Raw genomic sequence first — 19,515 nt, 5'->3', positions numbered from 1 at the left:
GGAAACGTAATGTCAGTCACCCCTCAGCAGGTTGGGCGGCGTGAGCGCAACAAGCAGCACAAGCTCGACCGCATCACGGCAGCCGCCCTCGAGCTCTTCTCCGAGTACGGTGTGGATGAGGTCACTACCCAGCAGATTGCAGACAAAGCTGACATCGGCACTGGCACCCTGTTCCTCTATGCCAAGACCAAGGCGGAACTACTCCTGTTGGTACAAAACTCCACCTACGCCGATGCGCTGGTCACGGGCAGAGCGGCCGCCGAGGGGATCCCCGGCGTACTTGAGGCGGTCATGGCGATCGTCCGCCCGGTGGTGGAGTGCAACCGGAAACAGATCGACAATGGCCGGACGTATCTCCGGGAGCTGGTGTTTGGCGACCCCCAGGAACCACACCACCGCGATGCCCTCACTCTGACCGTTCAGACCGAGGAAGCCATTGCCGGTGTGTTGGGGCGTGACCCGCGCGTCGGGCCCGGCGATGCTGCAAAGCTCGCGCACATCGTCTCGGCCATCATGTTTGTCAGCATGGCGGCCACCATCAACATTTCCAGCTCTGTCGACGAAATCCTCACTGAGATCAGCGAGCAGGTCCGTGTTCTCTTGCCGACGAGCTCATCCTGAACTCCGCGTGTGGAATAGCCGCACGTTCAGGAGAGCATTTTCACGGGAGCACGGCCGCAACCGCTGCGAGGGCCTTTCTGACGTTTTCGAGGGCGCGGGCAGACTGCATGGCCACGTCGCCTGCACCGACGAGCGAGCCGTCGGCGTCGACAGCGTTCTGTCCGCCGACGTAGATGGTGGTCGCGTCAGGGGGCACGATGGCCACGTGACTGAAGGCCGGGCTTGAAACGAGTCCCTCCGGCCGGATTCGTTGGATGGGTGCCATGCCGATTATGCCTTGAGTTCAGGTGAGTTGCGAGAACATGTCGTTCCCGCTGGCCGTCGTGGCAGGGACTTCCTGGAGAACATCCCAGTGCTCGATGATTTTGCCGTCGTCGCTGAAGCGGAATATGTCAACGCCGGCAGAATTGAACGTTTTGTAGTGCGAATGGACTGCGATGAGATCACCTTCGGCGATGACACGGTGAACTTCGACGTCGACGGGACCGAACTGAGCGAAAAAACTTTTTACAGCCTGCAAACCATCGCCGAGCATCGGATTGTGTTGCTTGTAGTTGTCCACAATCAGCTCTCCGAAAGCTTCCGTGTCACCGGCTCGAAAGGCGTCGAAAAGACGTGCCACGGTCTCTTTGTTTGACTCTGTTGATGTCATGATTGGACCTCCTGCCGACCCGTTTCGCTCAAAGGTTACGTGCGGATGGCACCGCCGACAAGAGTTCCGCTAAGCCTTGGCGAACCTTTCCGTCAGCCTGGGACGCCTACAGTTACCTGTTCGCCGTTGAAATATTCGAGCTGCCAGCCATCAACAGCGTGGTGGTGGGCGAGGTTCAGAGTGGCGTTGTCGATGCTGTGGAGTGTGCGGCCAATGGCGCGGCTGAGGCTTACACGGAGGAGCGTGCCGTGGGCGATGACAAGGACACGGCCGCCTGGAAATTCCTCGGCCAGTGCTTCCAGGGCGCCCAGCCCGCGGCGGGCAACATCATCCTCCGTTTCGGCCCCGAGGTAGCCACCGGGGATGCGCAATGCGTCCAATTCGGGGCCGGCGCACAGGCCTTCGGCGGGTCCGAAGCTCCGTTCGGCGAGACCAGGCACCCGCCGGGTCACGTGGAGCCCCAGCCCCGCGGCAATCAGGTCGGCTGTTTCAGCGGCACGGCTCAGCGGTGAGGATACGATCACGTCCCATTCGTAGCCGGACAGGACAGCGACGGCGTCACATGCCTGGCCACGGCCGACGTCGTTCAGTGGGATATCGGTGGCTCCCTGCGGCCGGCGCTGCGCGTTCCAATCTGTTTGACCATGGCGGACGAGGGCGAAAGTCGTTAGAGTCACGCGTTGATTCTGCCCCGACAGGGGTGCATGCGCCCAAAGAGAGGCGCGTTCTACGCCGTATGGTTACAGTGCGTGAGCTTTCATATCACGTCTTCGCGGCTTTGGCTGCGGCCTTTGCAGCCTGTTTGCTGGCGCGCACTTTTCTCAGCGATTCCTGGTCAACGATGTCGGCGACAGAAAGAAATGCGTTCTCCTGGCCATAAGTACCAGCAGCCTCACGCCAGCCTGCTGCCTGAAGCCCCCGCTGTTTGCCGAGCAGCGCCAGGAAGATCTTCGCCTTTTGCTCTCCGAACCCCGGCAATTCCTTCAACCGGCGGAGCACTTCCTGTCCATCGGGTTCGTCCCGGGTCCAGATGGCAGCCGCATCCCCATCCCAGTCACGCTGAATAGTCTCGGCGAGCGCCTGGACCCGGCCGGCCATGGAGCCGGGGAAGCGGTGGATCGCAGGACGCTCTTTGAAAACCTCAACGAAGCCCGCGGGGTCGTATTCGGCGATTGCGGCCGGGGCCATTGATCCTATGCGTGTCCGGATCTTTTCGGGTCCGGCAAATGCGGATTCCATGGTCACCTGTTGGTCGAGCAGCATGCCGACCAGGAGTGCGAAGGCGTCATTGCTGAGTAGCTGGTCGGCGGCTGAATCACCGGTGATATGCAGTTCCATGCGCCCATCCTCCCATGGGCGGTGTTTCGGAGTCAGGGGAAGTTGCACTGAGTTACAGCGCTTGGCGTTCGATTGCATGGCCGAGGCTGGTGATCAGCCGCGCTATTGAATCCTCAGGAGTGGGAAGGGCGCCGAAGACCTCCCGTTGTCGGGTAGTGTCGGCGACGTACCGGCCGGTCTGGAACCAGTCGATCATCGAACCGAGGTCCTTCAACATGGGGTTCACAGGCCCAAGGACGGTGCTCATTGTGCGGACGTATCTGGCGGGGATCGCCTGCACCTTCATCCTCTTGCCGAGGAGCCGTCCGGAGATCTCGGCCACCTGCTGCATGCTTACCGGCCGGTCCCAGCCGATATCGATCCGCTGGCCTTCCACGCCGGGAGCATCCACTGCCGCTGCAAGACAGCCGGCAACGTCAGGCGTCAGCACGAACGTGACCGGAATTCGCGGGTCGCCGAGCCACCGGAAGCGTCCATTGGTGACCGGGTCGCCACCAAAACGGGTGACCTGGTCGAAGAACGCGCCGGGCCGAAGCGCCACGAACGGTATGCCCAAGGCCTCAAGCCGGTCCTCGGCCAGCTTCTTGTGCCAGAAGTGCGGGACGCCGGGAGTCTGGTCGCAGGTAAGGATGCTCGTCAGGACGAATCTGCGGACCTTGGCGACACTTGCGGCCTCGACGAGGTTGGCGTTGCCGACGATGTCGGTTTCGGGTGTGTCACCCTTCCGATGCCGCGTATAGCCCGCCGCCGTGGTGATAACGCAGTCGACGCCGTCCATCGCCCGCCGCAGCGAGCCCGGGATCATCATGTCCCCACGGGCAATGGTGGCCCCGGCGGCTTTCAGGCGGGCCGCATCCGAGCCGACACGCACGAGGGCTCGGACCTGCTTTCCTCGCGCCAGCAGCTCGGTCACAACCTGACCTCCCAGCATACCGGTGCCGCCCACCACCAGGACGGGTCTGTCGTCACTCATCGCAGGACGTCTAGTTCCGTTGTCACGTACTCATAGCCCGTTTCGCGGGGAATACCCGACTGTCGGGACCGTTCTGTTTTCCCATACACGTAGTGTCGCAAACCCCGGGGCCCTTGTCCTGCGAACGAAGAAAGTCCACCGGGAATACATGACTGCGCATGTTGTTGTACCTCAGGACAATGAAAGGCGGACATCATGCAGTTCGGTATATTTTCGGTAAGCGACGTTACAAAGAACCCTGTTACAGGGGAGACCCCCAGCGAGGCAGAGCGCATCCAGGCGCTTCTGCGGATAGGGCAGAAGGCAGATGAGGTTGGACTTGACGTCTTTGCGATAGGGGAGCACCACAACCCTCCGTTTGTATCGTCGTCCCCCACGACCCTCCTCGCGGCGGTTGCTGCGTTGACGAAGCGGATCATCCTCAGCACATCAGTCACGTTGATGACGACGAACGATCCCGTCAAGCTGGCCGAGGATTACGCCATGCTCCAGCACATCGCCAAGGGACGGCTGGACCTGATGGTCGGCCGCGGCAACACAGTTCCCGTGTACCCGTGGTTCGGCAAGGACATCCGCAAGGGGCTTCCGCTCGCGCTCGAGAATTACAACCTCCTGCACCGGTTGTGGCGTGAGGACGTGGTCGACTGGGAGGGTGAGTTCCGCACTGCCCTCCAGGGCTTCACCTCGACTCCGCGCCCGCTCGACGACGTTCCGCCGTTCGTCTGGCACGGTTCCATCCGGACCCCTGAGATCGCCGAGCAGGCCGCCTACTACGGCAACGGCTTCTTTGCGAACAACCTGCTCGCTCCAAACTTCCACTTCAAGCCGCTAGTGGACCTGTATCGGCAACGCTTTGAGCACTACGGGCACGGCACTGCGGCGCAGGCGATTGTGGGGCTGGGCGGCCATTCGTTCATCGCCAGGAATTCCCAGGACGCCGTCAACACCTTCCGTCCGTACTTCGAAGGCTCCCCGATCTACGGCCACAGTTACGGCCTCGAGGACTATATGGAAAGCACCCCGATGAGCGTCGGGAGCCCTCAGCAGGTGATTGATAAGACCCTGTCCTTCCAGGAGGGTTTCGGCGACTACCAACGCCAATTGTGGGTGGTTGACGCGTTCGGCCTCCCGATCGAGCAGGTACTTGAACAGATCGAGATGCTCGGAACTGAAGTGGTCCCGGTCCTGCGTAAGGAAATGGACGCGCGGCGCGCACCGGGCGTTCCCGATGCCCCCACTCATGCCAGCCTGGTGCAGGCCAAGTACGGCGCCGGTGCTCCCCGTCAGCCAAAACCCCGCGCCAACCGCGGTGACAACCTGACCGGCAGTTCGCCTTACCAGGACAGCGATCCGGATCTGATCGCCCGCTTCCCGACGGTGGTCTGACGATGACACGCGACGCCCGCCTGGCCAACGAGGCCTGGGAAGCGCTCTTCCGGGCGCAGACAGCGATCGTGAGAGAGCTCGAACAAAGCGATATCTGGGCCGATCTTCCGCCTCGCGACTACGGCGTCCTGTATGCCCTCTCGACCGCACCGGAAGGCAAACGCATCACCGAACTGGGTGAGGACGTGCTCCTCACCCAGCCCGGATTGTCGAGGCTGTTCGTCCGCCTTGAGAAGAGCGGGCTGGTCCAGCGGTTCAACGATCCTGACGATAAGCGCGTATCCCGGATGCGGCTCACGCCTGCCGGTGCCGCTCTCCAGCGCAGGGTTGGAGCCCGGCACGCCATGCAGGTCGCCGACGCGATGACCCGAACGCTCGACGCCGGCAAGCTCGCCTTGCTGCGGGATCTGTGCCGGGAACTCGCAGCAACACCACACCCCTCAACAGCCCCAAAGAACGGACCCCACAACCATGAGCGCTGATCCAGGCCCAACCCGGGCTGCAGTTTCTCTCGTCGTCGTCACGGCGGGGGTCAGTGAACCGTCGTCGACCCGTATGCTGGCAGACCGCCTGGCCGGGAAAACCACCGCCCTGCTGGCTGAACGGGGCGGCTCCGCGCGGGTTCGCGTCATTGAGCTGGCTCCCCTCGCCATTGATATTGCCCGCGCCACCACCGCAGGTTTCCCCGGCAGCACCATCGAAGAGGCCATGAAAACACTCTCGGAGGCCGACGCAGTCATCGTGTCGACTCCCGTCTATAAGGCCAGTATCAGCGGTCTCCTGAAATCCTTTGTGGATTTGATCGACAACGACCTCCTCATCGGTAAGCCCGTGATGATCGCCGCCACGGCAGGAACGGCACGTCACGCGCTCGTCGTCGACGACCATTTGCGCTCACTCTTTGCCTATTTCCGCGCCTTGACCCTGCCCACATCAGTGTTCGCAGCGCCCGAGGATTGGGGCTCGCCGGCATTTGGCGAACGGATCGGACGCGCCGCTCAGGAACTCGCCCAGGTCATCGGTACGGGCGTCGGCCGCGCTATCGCGGACGCTGCCTGGAATGGCTACCAGCACGAGTTCGCCAGCCGGGCCACGAGGGCTGCGCAGACCACCCAGGACCTCGACTTCGACTCCACACTCATGCAGCTCGCAGCAGGCGGGTCGGGCCGAAACTCCAACGCTCAAAGGTCGCACCCAGACAGCGGCTCATAGCTCTCGAAAGTAGTAAAGCAGCGGGTCAGTCCGATTCGGTTCGGTGTTTCTGAACCCCCGGGCTTCGTAGAACCGGCGTGCCTCGGTATCGTCGCCGTCAACGTTGATTTCCAGCAGTTCGCCGCCCCGACGGCGGACCAGGTCGCAGGCTTCGGTGAGGAGCGCACTGCCCAAACGTCGGCCTCGTAAGCCGGGACGGACGTAGAGCTCGTCCAGGATCGCAACGGGGCCGTCGGACCAGACGTTGGGCCGGAAGCTGAGCACAGCGAGTCCGGTTGCCGGCTCGCCGATGAGCAATGCGACCAGATCGTCCCCGGGCAGCAGGTACGTCAGGCGCCTTTTCAAGGCGTCCCGGCCGGGGGTGGGGGTGTCGAACTCGGTATTGAAATCATGTAGCAGTTGGGCAACGGTGGCGGCATCGGCTGTAGTGGCCCGCCGGGGGATCCTAGCGCTTGCAGAGTCATCAGCAGTCACTGCTTCATCATCCTCGGCCCGTGACCCGGCGTCCACAAGTAATAATCCTCATTGCTGCGTCTCGTGATTTGTCACGATGTCGTGCGCAGCTGCCCATTCGCCCACATCCCTGCGTTCAATGGCCGCTGCCATCATCTCCGGAAACAGATCTGGCGTGCAGGCGAAGGAAGGGACTCCGATGCCCGCTAAGGCGGCGGCATGGTTTGCGTCAAAGGTCGGGTGGCCGCTGTCGCTCAACGCCAGCAGGGCTATCATGGTGGCTCCTGATCCCACGATGGCGGCGGCCCTTCTCAGCATCTCCTCGGCTATGCCGCCCTCGTAGAGATCACTGATGAGCACCAGGATCGTCTCGGTGGGCTGGGTGATCTGGTTCTGGCAGTAGGCGAGCGCCCGGTTTATGTCCGTTCCGCCGCCGAGTTGCACGCCGAAGAGCACGTCCACCGGATCCTCGAGGTCCTCTGACAGGTCAACTACTTCCGTGTCGAAGACCACCAAGCGGGTGCGCACTGACCGAAGCGAGCTCAGCACCGCCCCGAACACGCTGGAGTACACCACCGACTCGGCCATGGACCCGGACTGGTCGATGCACAGGATTATCTCGCGTTGTACTTCCGTGCTGCGCCGTGCAAACCCGACCAGCCGCTCGGGCACGATGATGCGATGTTCAGGCTGGTAGTGCTTGAGGTTGGCCGCGATGGTGCGGTTCCAGTCGATGTCCCGATGGCGGGGGCGTCTGGTCCGTGCCGCTCTGTTCAATGCTCCGGAAACGGCTTGAACTGTTTTGGAGCGCAGCCGCTCCTCGAGCTGGCTGGTCACTTGGCGGACCACCATCCTGGCGGTCTCGCGGGAGTGCTCGGGGATAACCCGGCCGAGCCCGATGAGCGTGCTCACCAGTCCGATGTCCGGCTGCACGGTGCGCAGCATCTCCGGTTCCAGGAGCAGCTGCCGCAGGCCGAGCCTCTCCATGGCGTCCGCCTGCATCACCTGAACTACGGAGGAAGGGAAATATCCCCGGATATCGCCGAGCCAGCGGGCCACCCGGGGACTGGACGCGCCCAGGCTTCCCGGGCCCTTTTTCGGAGGCCCGTACAGTTCATCCAGGGCACGGTCACGGAGCTGGTCGGCTGCCGAGAGGGCTACGCTTTGGCCTTCGGCTGTTGTGACGCCGTCAGCTCCATGTCCGCCGAGCACCAGGCGCCAGCGGCTGAGCCTGTCGCGGCCATCAGAGTTCGTGTCAGTCACGATTTCGTCTTCCATCCCAGGTACCTCGCCATCGTGCGGATTGCCGGCCCCGCGTCTGCCAGGTCAAGCGCCATCGTGTTTGCAGTCTGCCTGAGATCATCAACCCGGCTTAGCTGCTCGCCGATCTCGCGCCGTTCTGGCGGGCCGAACAATGAAAAGGTTCTGCGCAGCAGGGGTAACACGTCGTCAAAGACTTCGTCCTGTACCCCGGTGATCCATTCATCGACGATCTGCAGCACGCGCCGGTCGTGAATCAGCAGCACGGCGTCGCCGGACAGCATGCCATCGAGCCATGCGGCGGCTTCCGGGGCGGGAGTGGCGATTGAAAGCCGACGGCTGAGCCTGGCCGCAACCTGGTCCCTGTCCACCAGGCCAGCGTCCAGCAACAGCCTCGTGGCGCGCCCGGCGACAGCTCCGTGGATCCGATCCGAACCTGAAACGGCGGCCAGCGCCCGGTGCCAGTCGGCCAGCGGCAGCTCCGGCAACAGTGACAAACCATGCTGTGCTGCGTCAATGGCCCGTCTCATTACTGCAGCGGCTTCATCGTCCAGGCCGGCGCAAGCTACCGGCAGGCCAACACAGGCCCGCACCACAGTCGTGTCAAGAATTTTCCGCACTTCCGTAACGTCCACTTCGCGTACGTTGCCGTATCGGCAGGTCCGGGCCAGAGGTGCAATGGTTTCCAGCAGCGGCGGGACATCCTGCTGCAAAGCGGCGCGCTCTGCGAGGACCGACACTACGGCGCTGATCCCGTCAGGAAGATCGGCGAGGAGACAGCTTGCGAGCAGGTCGCTGAGTTCGGTGAGGCCAGTGGCAGCCTGGGCGCGTTCGGAAACATATGTTGCGGCGGCTGAGGCAACGGTGGTGCCATAGCGGCTGGCTTCCACCACGGCGATAGACAACTCGGGCTCCCAGCGCAGTGTCCACGCCTCCTTGAACGTGCCTGTGGTCCGGCCGGTCTCACTGGGGATACCCCAGTCCACTCCGAGCAGCGCCAGCCTGTGCAGCAGTACCGAGCGAGCCAGCTGATTCGGCTTGCGCAGGTCGATCGTCAGGACTTCTTCCATTGCACCGGGTTTCAACCGCAGCGTGCGCTGAGTGGCAGCGAGATCAGCGGCCAGCGGAACGGTGGGCGCTGACTCCGGCACGTTCCCCAGCTCAAGTCCGACGGTGATTTCGCGGTGCACCAGGGCCAGCGGCAGCGGTGAGCCGTCACAGAGTACGGCCTGCGCGGCATCGTCCAATTCAGTGAGTCCGGGGCTAGGCCGTCCACGTACCGCAGCCAAGGCATTTGCCATCCGGGTTGCTTCCACGACGGACGCTGTGGAAGCGTCGAGGTTTTCCCTGCGCAGAGTACGGGCAACGCGGACCAGCCAGGTGGTGGCCACATCTCCGGTGGAATCTTTCCCAGTCCAGTGGGCGAACAGATGCTGATACCAACCGGGCGCGGTGACGCCCGCACCGTATCCGCTGCGCAGACTGAGTCGATCCGAGGTCCACGGCACCCACGTGACGGAAACTTTTGCTTTGGGCAGGCCTGCCAGCAGCTTGTTGTCGGCGGAAACCGGGGGAAAGCCGGCGGGGAGCAGCGCCGGGGCGTGGTAGGCACCGCACACCACAGCAATGGTTCCGTGCCCTTCACGGATGGCAGCGCGCAGGAGCCGGCGCATGGCAGCCTCCCGCAGGTTGTTCTCCTTCACATCCGGGTGGTCACCGGGCCTGTTGTCAACCGCCCGGATTTCCGCAATGGCGTCGGTGATGGCAGCAAACCGGTCCACGGGACCTGTGTTCCGGTGCTCGATTGCGTCCTCCCACCAGCGCTCGGCGTCGGCGTAACCTGCAGCCTCCGCCAGCATCGCAATGGCGTCGGGACGGTATGGCTGTTGCACGTCCACAACAGGACCTGCGTCTTCAACGGAAGTGCCGCCGTCGTTCTCTGATAACTGCGGTTCGGCGGGCACAGCAGCCAGGTGCAGCGCGAAGGTGTGCGCCGCGGGCAGGTCAATTGCGCGCACCTCTGTTCCGGTCGACAGGGCCCAGCGGATGGCCACCCACTCCGGGGAGAAGCTCGCCAGCGGGTAGAACGAGGCCAGCCGCGGCTGGTCAGCCACGTAGATCAGCCCTGCCACGGGCGCCGTCATCTCCGGATCCGAGAGCAGCGGCAGAACCTGGTCAAGTTCCGGCGGACCCTCAACCAGCACCAGATCCGGGCGGAGGGTTGCCAGGGCTTCGGCGACCGAGTGCGCGGAACCGGGACCGTGGTGCCGGATCCCCAGGACGTGGACGTCTGTCACGGATCGGTTCGTGTCATGGGAGCGGTTCGACGGCGGCCGCTTCGACGGCGGTCAATTCGGGGTCTCAAGGTCGCGGCAGGCACGGTAGAGGTCTTTCCAGTCCGGACGGTTGCGCACGATTGTCTCCAGATACTCCTGCCAGATCACCCTGTCCTGCACGGGATCCTTCACCACAGCGCCCACCAAACTTGCGGCGACATCCGGTGCCCTGACGGTTCCGTCACCGAAGTGCGCGGCCAGCGACAGTCCGTTCGTCATCACAGAGATAGCCTCCGCGGTGGACAAGGTGGCTGACGGCGATTTGAGCGTTGTCCGCTGGTCCTGTGTTACCCCGGAACGCAGTTCCCGCATGATGGTGACCACCCGGCGGATCTCGGAGAGTGCCGCCAGATCGGCCGGAAGCTCCAGGGCCGTGCCGAGGCTGCGGACCCGGGTGCTGACGATCTCCACTTCCTGGTCAAGGGTGTCAGGAAGCGGCAACACCACGGTATTGAAGCGCCGACGCAGTGCCGATGAGAGGTCGTTGACTCCCTTGTCCCGGTTATTTGCCGTGGCGATGACGTTGAATCCCTTGCGCGCCTGGACTTCGGCATTCAGCTCAGGGATGGGCAGGATCTTCTCGCTGAGGATCGTGATGAGGGAGTCCTGCACGTCCGAGGGGATGCGGGTGAGCTCCTCCACCCGCACCAGGCTTCCGGTCTCCATAGCGCGCATCACCGGCCCGGCGACCATTGCTGCGCGGGACGGCCCGTCGGCCAGCAACCGCGCATAGTTCCAGCCGTACCGCAGTGCCTCTTCCGGGGTGCCCGCGGTGCCCTGAACTATGAGGGTGGACGTACCCGAAATGGCCGCGGCCAGATGCTCACTCAGCCACGTCTTCGCAGTGCCGGGTACCCCTAGCAGCAGCAGCGCCCGGTCGGTGGCAAGTGATGCCACGGCGATTTCCACGAGGCGCGCCGAGCCCAGATATTTCGGACTGATCACGACGCCGTTGGGCAGAGTGCCGCCGAGGATGTAGGTGGCCACTGCCCATGGCGAGAGGCGCCAGCTGGGGGGCCGGGGCCGGTCGTCCGCAGCGGCCAACTCCCTGAGTTCCTCGGCATAGGCGTCCTCGGCGTGGGCGCGAAGAACGTCAGTAGGGGAGTAGGCATCGGTCATCGGAAGGCCTCCGTCAATGATTGTCGGAATGATTGGTACTGTACGACATCACGCAGCACCCGGCGCCGCGCGGCGTCCTCGTCTGAGCGCTCGAGCAGCCCGCGGCACTGATCGGCCAGGTCGAGCGGAACCGCCAGGGGCAGGAACCCGGCCAGCATCGCGGCCAGCTGGCCGCCGTTCTTGGCGGTGACCAGTTTGAGTACTTCGTCAGCCAACGGCCGGGCCCATGGCCTTGGCACGTCCCGCAGCAGTGGGACCAGTGATATTGGGTTCGTGCCGCCGTCGCGGATGTAACGCACGAGTGAGAGCTCGCGCTCGCGGTCGGGCAGGCAGTTCAGCAGCCGCACGTCCTTGCGGACGCTGAACAGCGCGCGGACCCAGTCGAGGTCAGCCCGAAGCACCGCTGTGTCGAGAATCGCGTTGATGACCCGGGTTTCGCCCTCCAGCAGTGCAATGGTTGCCGCTGGACTGCGGCCGGCCGCCGTCGTCCACACGTCGAGGGGCGCACCTCTGATGATCGTTTCCAGCCGGCCGAGCCGGTCCGGTTCACCGGTGCGGGGTTCCGGAGCAATCCCGTCGCGCAGGGCCGCGGCATCCGGCTCAGGAGGAAGATCGATCTCGAACTGCTTGCGCAGCAAGCCTTTCACGCGCAGCAGCGGACGCAACCGGGCCTCCATCCTGCGGGCGCGGGCGCTGGCGGGGAGCCTGTCCAGCAGGGTCGCAGCCACCTCCCGCACACTCTTCGCCTTGTCGTCCAGGGCCATTTCAAGCAGGTCTTCGTCTTCCGCCTGGATGTTTGTAGCGAAGGTGCCCAGATGGGTGGCGCGTTCCCTCGCGCTGAGAGCGTCCCATTGCGTGCGCAGCAGGTCGCGGGCGGCCCCGGGGTCGGTTCGCCGGAGCCGTTCGATTTCTACGGCGGCATCGGCAGTCCCAAGCTCTGCCCAATCAGTCGCGCTTCCAGGAGAATTCGCAGAAGACGGGACTGCCTCCTTGGGCCGGGTGATGTCCTGAAGCCAACGGCCCCGGGTTCCGATCGCAGGCTGCAAATGCTCTTCAACACCTGGCTTGGTGTCAGCGAGGGTGAGCAGAGCCGGGAGCAGCCGGTGCGGTACCCGCCGTCGGGACTCCTTGGCGAGCTGCAGCCAGTCCGTCACCAGTTGCGCCCGGAGTTCCAGGCCGACCGGTGGCTGGGTGAGCAGCAGTTCCAGCAACCGGGCGGCATCACCGGAAACTTCGGGGGCATCGTCAGGCGGCGCTGCATCATTGTGCCGGTACGCGGTGTCGATCGCTCTATCGATACTGCTGGGGCGGCGAACTGCACGGGTGATGACGTCGGCCAAAGCTGCCTGGTCGAGCAAAGACTCCTCCCGCGACAGGCCATCCGGCGGGCGGAAACCAAAATCTTCGGGCGGCGACGGCGGTGAGTGCCTTCCCGTGCCGAGAAGCGCAGATGTCCGGAGCTCAGGCAGCCAGCTCATGGGGTCATCACAGCTTCGCCGACGACGACGGTCAGCGGCCGCACGCGGCCCTCCTCCAGTTCGCCGAACAGGTCGACAGGATAACCGCCGGTAAGTGCCAGCAAGGAGTCCAGGGACGCATCGACAATTGGCAGGGCGTCACCAGATCCATCACGCAGCCAGCCGGCGTCACCAGCGGAGACCCGGACCCCACTTAACAGCACCGGATAACGCCCGCGCCATGGCGACAGAGCGACGGCCACCGATTCCTGTTCCAGAGCCTGGGCAATGCTGCAGCCCTCACCCAGGCTGCGGGCCAACCCGCGGGGTGCAACAGGGGTAGTAAACATGGCCCGCTGCGGTGCCGAGCCAGGGTACAAAGCGACGGTGACGTCCAACTCAGCCCCGGCCAGTTGAGGCGTCGCGAGTGCTTGACCCTGGGCAGCAAAATCGAGGACGACGGCGACCTTCCCGCCGGGTCCGCGAATCCAAGTGCGTTGTTGCTGGAGGCGCCCGTCATCGCTCCGGTGTGCGCCGAGAACCAGCCATGGACCAGGCAACGCCCCGGTACCCTGAACTTCGGCGGTGGCCGTGGCCCATCCCACGGCCACCCGGAGGTCCGCAAACTCGTCAGGGGTCAGCTGGTCCCTCATGCCCCAGGCTTTGGTGAGAGCCCACCAGCGACCTGCGTGAAACAGCAGATAATCGGCCCAATCCGTGCGGGCGTGCACCTCAGATCCCATGGCGCGTACTTGATCGGCCAGACCGGGGAGCTGTGCGTCGACCAGGCGGGCAGCTACAGCATCCCACCAGGAGTACGGCTGGTTGCGTGCGCCAGCCAGCCCCGTCCGCACCAGATCGGTCAACCAACGGGCAAAGTCCGCGATCCCGGCATCCATCAGCGCCAATCGGTCAGCCAGCCTCTTGGCCTGGGCTACTGGGTCCGGCTGCTGCCCGGACTGGCGACGTTCCCGGTCTGCGGCCCGGTCCTCCCGCTGCTTTGCCCATTCCTGGGCGAAGTCAGCGGTCTCCTCGCCGGCGTCAGCCGCCTCGCCCCTGGCCCAGAGGATAAGCAATGCCAGCGCGTGCTTGCACGGGAATTTCCGGCTCGGGCACGAGCAACGATAGGCAGGCGTAGCAGTGTCCACGCTCACCTGGTAAGGGGTCTTTCCGCTGCCCTGACATTTGCCCCACACCAAAACATCGTTGCTGCCGGTATCGGACCAAGGGCCCGGATGAGCCAGCCTGCGGGCAGCCGCCAGAGAAGATTGGTCCGGGGCAGCGCCGATCACTCTTTCCTCGCTCCAACGCACCATGATGCTCATTGTGCCCGATGCTTGGCGTGCCGCAAGGGAAGGAGGGCTGTGTTGGCGGCCCAAGAGGCAGGGCAATGTCTCCTGGGCCGTTTTGAATCATGGTTTTTCGGGGTTGTTGGCTTCGAGGACCCGCTTGAGGTTGGTGAGGAAGGCTGCGTTACGCTTGCGCATCATTCCACCGGTGAACGGCGCCACGATCCGGAGCATCCCCTTGGGCTCCATGTCCAAACGGCGGGTGATTCGCGAACCGCCGCCGTCGGGTTCCACGGTGAGTGTCAGGACAGGCTTCATATTGCCCATCTGCGACGTGAGCACCACCGTGCGCGGGGGCTCGTACACCTTAACGGTGCCCGTCCCTTCAGGCTGTCCCATGAACGGCTTGAACCGGGTTCGGAAGGTGGCGGACCGTACTGCGGTTGAAGCCTGCCAGATGCTCCGGAAGGTACCGCTCCGGGATGTGCGGGGCAGACCAAGGCTCCAGGAGCTCTGCGAGGCGCTGCGACTTTTCGCCGTAGTACTGCTCGAGCTCGATCGCATCCATCCAGTCCAGGCCGGCCGTGAGGTGCTTGCTGATCAGCTCCATGTGGGTCGCCATGGAATCCGCGTCCGGGTGTACCTGGACGCACGTCACCTGGCGTGTGTCGTCGTCGATGTAGAAGTGAAACGAGATGAGCCGCGGCTCATTTGTCTCATAGAGCTCGGTTTGCTGAGTTAGGTGCTTCCGCGCATCCTCAACCTTTCCTTCCTTGATCCTATAGTTGCCGACGTAAACGAATGTTGCGTTCATGGTGTCTCTCCTTCTCTCCGTTTTCTTCTTTTGGGGGATCGCTTTCTTCTAGGGTCTGCCCGGCCGCTAAAGCCTCGCTAAAGCCTGGGTAAGGCCTCGTTAGCGCCGGGTGCGGCGGTGCTAGATTGGTGTGCGGAAGGAACTGGCGGGGAGGCTTGTTGGTGGAATTCCGCATCCTCGGGCCGATGGAGGTTCGCGAAGGAGACCGGCGCCTCGAAGTACCGGCCGGCCGTGCCCGTGCGCTCCTCGCGATGCTTGTCCTGCATGCAGGCGACGCCGTACCGTCCGAGCGCCTCGTCGACGAGCTGTGGGGCGAGCAGCCACCCGCAACCGCAAGCACCGTTGTGCAGTTGCATGTCTTGAAGCTGCGGAAGCTGCTCGAACCCGACCGCAAAGACCCAGGACGCCCGACACTGCTGGTCACTCAGGGAAGTGGCTACCGGCTCGCCATCGAGCCCAGGGACGTTGACGCCGGTCGTTTCAAGCAACTCCTCGATGAGGCCGCGGGCCAGCCGGCGGAGCGGCGATCGAAACTCCTCGCGGATGCGCTGGCGCTCTGGCGCGGCCCGGCGCTCGCTGATTTCACGTACCATCCGTTCGCCCAGAGCACTATCGCCACTCTGGATGAGCTGAGGCTGGTGGCGCTCGAGGCCCGGATAGAGGCCGATCTTGAGATGGGCCGGGACTACGGCGTGATTGCTGAGCTCGACACGCTCGTCGCCGAAAATCCCTTCCGGGAGCGGCTGCGTGGCCTCCAGATGCTCGCCCTTTACCGGGCGGGCCGACAGGCCGACGCGCTGGCGGCGTACCGCGGTGCCCGGGATCTACTCATGGACGAGCTCGGCGTCGAACCTGGTCCCGACCTGCGGGAGATTGAGGCCGCGGTGCTCCGCCAGGACCCCTCGCTGGGGCGGCGGCCCCCGACACGCACCTCGGCAGGAGGCTGGCTGCCCAACGAACGCCGTATGGTCACAGTGGTCGGCCTCGAGATTGTGCCGGCCTCGGAGGATTCCGAGGATATGGACGCTGAGGCACTGGTGGCGGCCGGCGCACGTGCGAACGCCGTCGCTGCCGACGTGTTGCGCACTCATGGGGCGCGGGTTGAGTCTGTCGTCGGTGGTCTGATGGTCGCCTTCTTCGGGTTCCCGGTCGCGCACGAGGACGACGCCGTGCGGGCGGTCCGTGCCGCCGTCGAAGTCTGCGACCGGATCGGGACGGCCGACGAACGGGTTGTTCGCCATGCCGCACGCATCGTCGTCGAAACCGGCGACATCGTCGTTACCGGCTCGGGTGGGTCGCTTGCGGACATGGTGTCAGGTCCAGCGGTTACCTCTGCCTTCCGGCTCCAGCGCCTCGTGCGCGACGGCGACGTCCTCGTTGGCCCGCGGGCCCTCCAGCTGGTGCGGGGTGCGGCCGTTGTCGTCCCCGTACCCGGTGCGGGCGCGGCGTGGCGGGTCATCGGGATGATGGATGACACCCGTGGCAGGCTCCGCTTTGACTCCATGATGGTGGGGCGCGCGGAGGAGGTGGCCAGGATCCGGGCTGCCTTCCGCTCGGCCGTCCGGTCGGGGCGACCGAGGCGATGCCTAGTGGTGGGCGAGGCCGGCATCGGCAAGACCAGGCTCGCCACAGAATTCGCCGAGAGCGTGCATGGCGAAGCCTTAGTAGTCTGGGGCCGCTGTGCGTCATACGGCGAGGGAATCACGTTCCTGCCGCTCCGGGAGGCCCTCCTCGACGCCGCCGGCGACCGTGGCTGGCCGGCGCTGGACGAGCTCCTGCCAGAGGACGCCCCGGTGGTGGCAGCAGGGCTGGGTCTGGTTGACGGCACGGTCAACGTGCCGGCCGTGTTGCGCGCGGCCGTGCGGTTGCTGGATGCACTCTCGGTCGCGCACCCCCTCGTACTGGTGTTCGACGACCTGCACTGGGCCGAGCCGACGATGCTCGACCTTGTCGACCAGATTGTCGGGTCCGGGAACGGCAGGCTGCTCGTGCTGTGTCTCGGCCGTTCCGAGCTGTTGGACCAGCGCGCCGAGTGGACTGACGCGCTCGTCCTTGAGCCGCTACCCTCGGTTGATGTGGCGACGTTGCTGCGCGCCCGGGCGCCCGGGATCGACGACGACGCTGTTACCACGATCATCGATCGCGCCCGCGGCAACCCGTTGTTCGCAGAACAGCTCCTGGCAGCACAGGGGGAGGCGGACCTCGACGCGCTCCCGGCATCGCTCCGTGCCCTTCTTGCGGCGCGACTGGACCGGCTCGGACCCGGCGAGCGGGACCTGCTCAGAGTGGCCGCCGTCGTCGGTGACAACTGTGGCCGCGATGCGCTTGCAGCACTGTTGCCGGACGAGGCAAGGACCTACATCGAGCGGCATCTCTCCGCCCTCGAGCGCCGGCGCCTGCTGACAAGGGACAAGGGCAGCGTGGTCCGCTTCGGGCACGTGCTGATCCGGCTCACGGCCTACCGCTCCATGACGCACCCGGACCGCGCCGCGCTGCACCGACGCTATGCCGAGTGGCTCCTGGACGGCTCGCAGCGGCAAGCAGGGCTCGACGAAGTGGTGGGCTACCACTTGGAGCAAGCGGTGCTCAACCTTCGGGCCATCGGCGCCGCCGACGAGTCGCTGGCAGCTCAGGCAGTTGCGCACCTTTCCTGCGCGGGGGGACGCGCTGTTGCCAGGGTCGACGAGACCGCGGCCCAGAACCTGCTGTCCCGGGCGCGCGCCATGATGGCAAGCGGCGACCCGGAGCGGGCTGCACTCACCCAGAGCCTTGCCGAAGTCGACCTCGTGCTCGGCCGGTTTGCCGAGGCACAGCAACTCCTGCTCGAGCTGGCCCAGGATGCCGCCGCCGCGGGGGACGACGTGGCCGCACGGGCGGCCAGCCTCGAGCACGCCCGCATCCAGTTCATCATCGGTCCGGAACCCTTGCCGTTGTCGTCTATCGAGCGGGAAGCCGCCGAGGCGGAAGCGTTTTTCTCCGTACGCAACGACGACGGTGGCCGCTGCCGCGCAGTTTTTCTAAAGGCCTGTATTCGGCTGAGGCAGGGGCGTCTCATCGAGGCGGAGCGGGCTTTCCGGGCAAATATCGAACTCGCCGACCAGGCCGACAGCATGCGGGAGAAGATGGCCAACCGCTGGGTGCTGGCAGAGGCTCTGACCTTGGGCCCGGTGCCGGTGCGCCAGTGCCTTGCCGAGATCGACTCCTTCGCTCTCCCCGGGATGGAGCACCCTGGCTTGTTGATCCATTCGGGCGTCCTGTGCGCGATGGACCGCCGCTTCGACGAGGGCCGGGAGCTGCTGGACCGAGCCCAGCGGGCGGTGCGGGAGGCCCTGCACGCGCCGCGGCTCCTCATGTTCGTGGCCGCGGCGCGGGGAGCGGCCGAGCTCCTCGCCGGTGACCTCGACGAGGCCGAAGCCGCCGTGCGGACCTGGCTCGACACTGCCCGACGTACCGGCGAGCGGGAAAAGCTGCCAGTGGCCGCCGCCCGTCTGTCGCTGCTGTTGCACGAGAAGGGGCGCCCCGACGAGACCGCCGAGCTGGCCGCGCTGGCAACCGCGACAGCACCGGCCGAGGCCGTAGAGGCACAGGCCCTCTCCGCAGCGGCATCCGCGAAAGTCGCGGCGTCGGGAGATCCGGACAGCGCAATTGATCTCGCCCTCGAGGCTCTTCGATGGGCGCCGGCAGAGATGCCGAACCTGCGCGGTGACGTGCACCGGATCGTGGCTGACGTCTACTTTGCCCGGGGCGACCCCGCCAGCGGGGAGGCTGCACTTGTGAAAGCTCGGCGCTGCTATCAGGCCAAGGGGAACCTGGCGGCCGTCGCTCAGCTTCTTTGACGCCGCGGCGTTCGGCCAGGGCAGGTAACGATTGGCATAGGCGCAGGGGTTGAAGGCTGTCCAGGCCCGGCGTAAAGTCCCTCGAACGACGCAAGGGAGGAGTCGATCATGGGACAACTGGTTGTCCAGCAGTTCGTGACCGCAGACGGGTTCGCAGCCAACGCCAACAACGAGTTCAACGCGTACGAACTGCTCGAGGGTGGCACCGCGGAGTTCGACCACAACCAGCTCACCTGGCTCGACACTGTCGACGCCATGGTGCTCGGAGCATCCACGTACCGGATGTTTGTGGAGTACTGGTCCACGCCTGCATCAGAGGGGGAAATCATTGCGCCGGCTTTGAACGGGCTCCGCCGCTTTGTGTTCTCACGGCAGCTCGAGAAGGCACCGTGGGGAGACTACCAGGAGGCAACCATTGAGTCCGGCGATGCCGTGGAGGCGATCCGCCGGATTAAGAGCGAGATCGAGGGCACCATAGTTCTCTGGGGCAGCCTCACCTTGAGCGAGGCGTTCTTCACCGCCGGCGAAGTTGACGGCGTACGCCTTGTTGTTATGCCCGTCGCGATCGGGGAGGGCAGGGGAGTGTTTCCCGCCGGCCACGATCCAATTCTGCTTAACCTGCTCAGCGCGAAACCGTACGACAAAGGGCTGATCGAGCTCGAATATGCAGTCGGGTACCGGTAAATCCATTCCCTTGCAAGGACGTTCGGCCGGCCCTTGAGTCCACGCCTACGAGCTTCCAGCGTCGAGGAGGAATTCCTCCGGGACG

General features: G+C 64.8%; 18 protein-coding genes and 1 pseudogene. 6 read left to right on the top strand and 13 right to left on the bottom strand.

The window, feature by feature from the left end; all coding sequences use genetic code 11:
- Positions 1-9: 9 nt before the first annotated feature.
- Complete coding sequence (locus M1D88_RS08745; RefSeq protein WP_458114124.1) at positions 10-621, top strand: TetR/AcrR family transcriptional regulator; 612 nt, start codon at positions 10-12, stop codon at positions 619-621.
- Positions 622-667: 46 nt separating this feature from the next.
- On the opposite strand, the pseudogene M1D88_RS08740 reads toward M1D88_RS08745, so the two are convergent.
- From M1D88_RS08740 to M1D88_RS08720, 5 genes and pseudogenes are all read right to left on the bottom strand, one after another.
- Positions 668-886 (bottom strand): annotated as a pseudogene (locus M1D88_RS08740) (Rid family hydrolase); the annotation flags it as partial.
- Positions 887-904: 18 nt separating this feature from the next.
- Complete coding sequence (locus M1D88_RS08735; RefSeq protein WP_458114123.1) at positions 905-1,273, bottom strand: nuclear transport factor 2 family protein; 369 nt, start codon at positions 1,271-1,273, stop codon at positions 905-907.
- Between the two features lie 92 nt (positions 1,274-1,365).
- Positions 1,366-1,950 (bottom strand): histidine phosphatase family protein, encoded by a 585-nt coding sequence (locus M1D88_RS08730; protein WP_458114122.1) that lies wholly within the window; start codon positions 1,948-1,950, stop codon positions 1,366-1,368.
- A gap of 85 nt (positions 1,951-2,035) precedes the next feature.
- Positions 2,036-2,611 (bottom strand): HhH-GPD-type base excision DNA repair protein, encoded by a 576-nt coding sequence (locus tag M1D88_RS08725; protein ID WP_458114121.1) that lies wholly within the window; start codon positions 2,609-2,611, stop codon positions 2,036-2,038.
- Between the two features lie 52 nt (positions 2,612-2,663).
- A complete protein-coding gene (locus M1D88_RS08720; protein WP_458114120.1) occupies positions 2,664-3,584 on the bottom strand; it encodes an SDR family oxidoreductase in 921 nt (306 codons plus the stop codon).
- A gap of 195 nt (positions 3,585-3,779) precedes the next feature.
- Between M1D88_RS08720 and M1D88_RS08715 the strand changes: the two genes are divergently transcribed.
- From M1D88_RS08715 to M1D88_RS08705, 3 genes are read left to right on the top strand one after another with little or no spacing between them, the layout of a single operon-like run.
- Positions 3,780-4,970, top strand: a complete 1,191-nt coding sequence (locus tag M1D88_RS08715) for an LLM class flavin-dependent oxidoreductase (protein WP_458114119.1) — start codon at positions 3,780-3,782, stop codon at positions 4,968-4,970.
- A 2-nt stretch (positions 4,971-4,972) separates the two neighbouring features.
- The gene (locus tag M1D88_RS08710; RefSeq protein WP_458114118.1) at positions 4,973-5,452 is read left to right on the top strand and encodes a MarR family winged helix-turn-helix transcriptional regulator; all 480 of its coding nucleotides are present in this window, start codon (positions 4,973-4,975) and stop codon (positions 5,450-5,452) included.
- Positions 5,442-6,182: a CE1759 family FMN reductase gene (locus tag M1D88_RS08705; RefSeq protein ID WP_458114117.1), complete on the top strand. Its 741-nt coding sequence runs from the start codon at positions 5,442-5,444 to the stop codon at positions 6,180-6,182. Before M1D88_RS08710 ends, M1D88_RS08705 begins: the two co-directional genes overlap by 11 nt.
- On the opposite strand, the gene M1D88_RS08700 is transcribed toward M1D88_RS08705, so the two are convergent.
- The 8 genes from M1D88_RS08700 to M1D88_RS08665 form a co-directional block, all read right to left on the bottom strand.
- A complete protein-coding gene (locus M1D88_RS08700; protein ID WP_458114116.1) occupies positions 6,177-6,656 on the bottom strand; it encodes a GNAT family N-acetyltransferase in 480 nt (159 codons plus the stop codon). The two genes, M1D88_RS08705 and M1D88_RS08700, sit on opposite strands and share 6 nt — an antisense overlap.
- A gap of 48 nt (positions 6,657-6,704) precedes the next feature.
- On the bottom strand, positions 6,705-7,898 hold the full coding sequence (locus M1D88_RS08695; RefSeq protein ID WP_458114115.1) for a VWA domain-containing protein: 1,194 nt from the start codon (positions 7,896-7,898) through the stop codon (positions 6,705-6,707).
- Entirely contained in the window at positions 7,895-10,192 is a 2,298-nt protein-coding gene (locus M1D88_RS08690; RefSeq protein ID WP_458114114.1) for a DUF5682 family protein, read from the bottom strand. The genes M1D88_RS08695 and M1D88_RS08690 overlap by 4 nt, the downstream gene beginning before the upstream one ends.
- Positions 10,193-10,243: 51 nt before the next feature.
- On the bottom strand, positions 10,244-11,350 hold the full coding sequence (locus tag M1D88_RS08685; RefSeq protein ID WP_458114113.1) for an ATP-binding protein: 1,107 nt from the start codon (positions 11,348-11,350) through the stop codon (positions 10,244-10,246).
- The gene (locus M1D88_RS08680) at positions 11,347-12,828 is read right to left on the bottom strand and encodes a DUF5691 domain-containing protein (protein WP_458114112.1); all 1,482 of its coding nucleotides are present in this window, start codon (positions 12,826-12,828) and stop codon (positions 11,347-11,349) included. Before M1D88_RS08680 ends, M1D88_RS08685 begins: the two co-directional genes overlap by 4 nt.
- Positions 12,825-14,132 carry an SWIM zinc finger family protein gene (locus M1D88_RS08675; RefSeq protein ID WP_458114111.1) on the bottom strand — a complete coding sequence of 436 codons (1,308 nt, stop codon included), beginning with the start codon at positions 14,130-14,132 and terminating at the stop codon, positions 12,825-12,827. The genes M1D88_RS08680 and M1D88_RS08675 overlap by 4 nt, the downstream gene beginning before the upstream one ends.
- An 87-nt stretch (positions 14,133-14,219) precedes the next feature.
- Positions 14,220-14,495, bottom strand: a complete 276-nt coding sequence (locus M1D88_RS08670; protein WP_458114110.1) for an SRPBCC family protein — start codon at positions 14,493-14,495, stop codon at positions 14,220-14,222.
- Positions 14,482-14,910, bottom strand: a complete 429-nt coding sequence (locus M1D88_RS08665; RefSeq protein ID WP_458114109.1) for a hypothetical protein — start codon at positions 14,908-14,910, stop codon at positions 14,482-14,484. Before M1D88_RS08665 ends, M1D88_RS08670 begins: the two co-directional genes overlap by 14 nt.
- 161 nt (positions 14,911-15,071) lie before the next feature.
- Between M1D88_RS08665 and M1D88_RS08660 the strand changes: the two genes are divergently transcribed.
- Positions 15,072-18,746 (top strand): BTAD domain-containing putative transcriptional regulator, encoded by a 3,675-nt coding sequence (locus tag M1D88_RS08660; protein ID WP_458114477.1) that lies wholly within the window; start codon positions 15,072-15,074, stop codon positions 18,744-18,746.
- A gap of 108 nt (positions 18,747-18,854) precedes the next feature.
- Positions 18,855-19,430 (top strand): dihydrofolate reductase family protein, encoded by a 576-nt coding sequence (locus M1D88_RS08655; protein WP_458114108.1) that lies wholly within the window; start codon positions 18,855-18,857, stop codon positions 19,428-19,430.
- The last annotated feature ends 85 nt before the right edge of the window (positions 19,431-19,515 follow it).

This window comes from Arthrobacter sp. R1-13, from assembly GCF_054161475.1.
This window is presented reverse-complemented; position numbering and strand designations above follow the sequence as displayed.

Coding starts and splice junctions, on each gene's coding strand:
- M1D88_RS08665 (WP_458114109.1), bottom strand. CDS start 14,910: ATGAACGCAACATTCGTTTACGTCGGCAACTATAGGATCAAGGAAGGA.
- M1D88_RS08680 (WP_458114112.1), bottom strand. CDS start 12,828: ATGAGCTGGCTGCCTGAGCTCCGGACATCTGCGCTTCTCGGCACGGGA.
- M1D88_RS08675 (WP_458114111.1), bottom strand. CDS start 14,132: ATGAGCATCATGGTGCGTTGGAGCGAGGAAAGAGTGATCGGCGCTGCC.
- M1D88_RS08725 (WP_458114121.1), bottom strand. CDS start 2,611: ATGGAACTGCATATCACCGGTGATTCAGCCGCCGACCAGCTACTCAGC.
- M1D88_RS08670 (WP_458114110.1), bottom strand. CDS start 14,495: ATGGGACAGCCTGAAGGGACGGGCACCGTTAAGGTGTACGAGCCCCCG.
- M1D88_RS08655 (WP_458114108.1), top strand. CDS start 18,855: ATGGGACAACTGGTTGTCCAGCAGTTCGTGACCGCAGACGGGTTCGCA.
- M1D88_RS08745 (WP_458114124.1), top strand. CDS start 10: ATGTCAGTCACCCCTCAGCAGGTTGGGCGGCGTGAGCGCAACAAGCAG.
- M1D88_RS08720 (WP_458114120.1), bottom strand. CDS start 3,584: ATGAGTGACGACAGACCCGTCCTGGTGGTGGGCGGCACCGGTATGCTG.
- M1D88_RS08705 (WP_458114117.1), top strand. CDS start 5,442: ATGAGCGCTGATCCAGGCCCAACCCGGGCTGCAGTTTCTCTCGTCGTC.
- M1D88_RS08715 (WP_458114119.1), top strand. CDS start 3,780: ATGCAGTTCGGTATATTTTCGGTAAGCGACGTTACAAAGAACCCTGTT.
- M1D88_RS08710 (WP_458114118.1), top strand. CDS start 4,973: ATGACACGCGACGCCCGCCTGGCCAACGAGGCCTGGGAAGCGCTCTTC.
- M1D88_RS08735 (WP_458114123.1), bottom strand. CDS start 1,273: ATGACATCAACAGAGTCAAACAAAGAGACCGTGGCACGTCTTTTCGAC.
- M1D88_RS08685 (WP_458114113.1), bottom strand. CDS start 11,350: ATGACCGATGCCTACTCCCCTACTGACGTTCTTCGCGCCCACGCCGAG.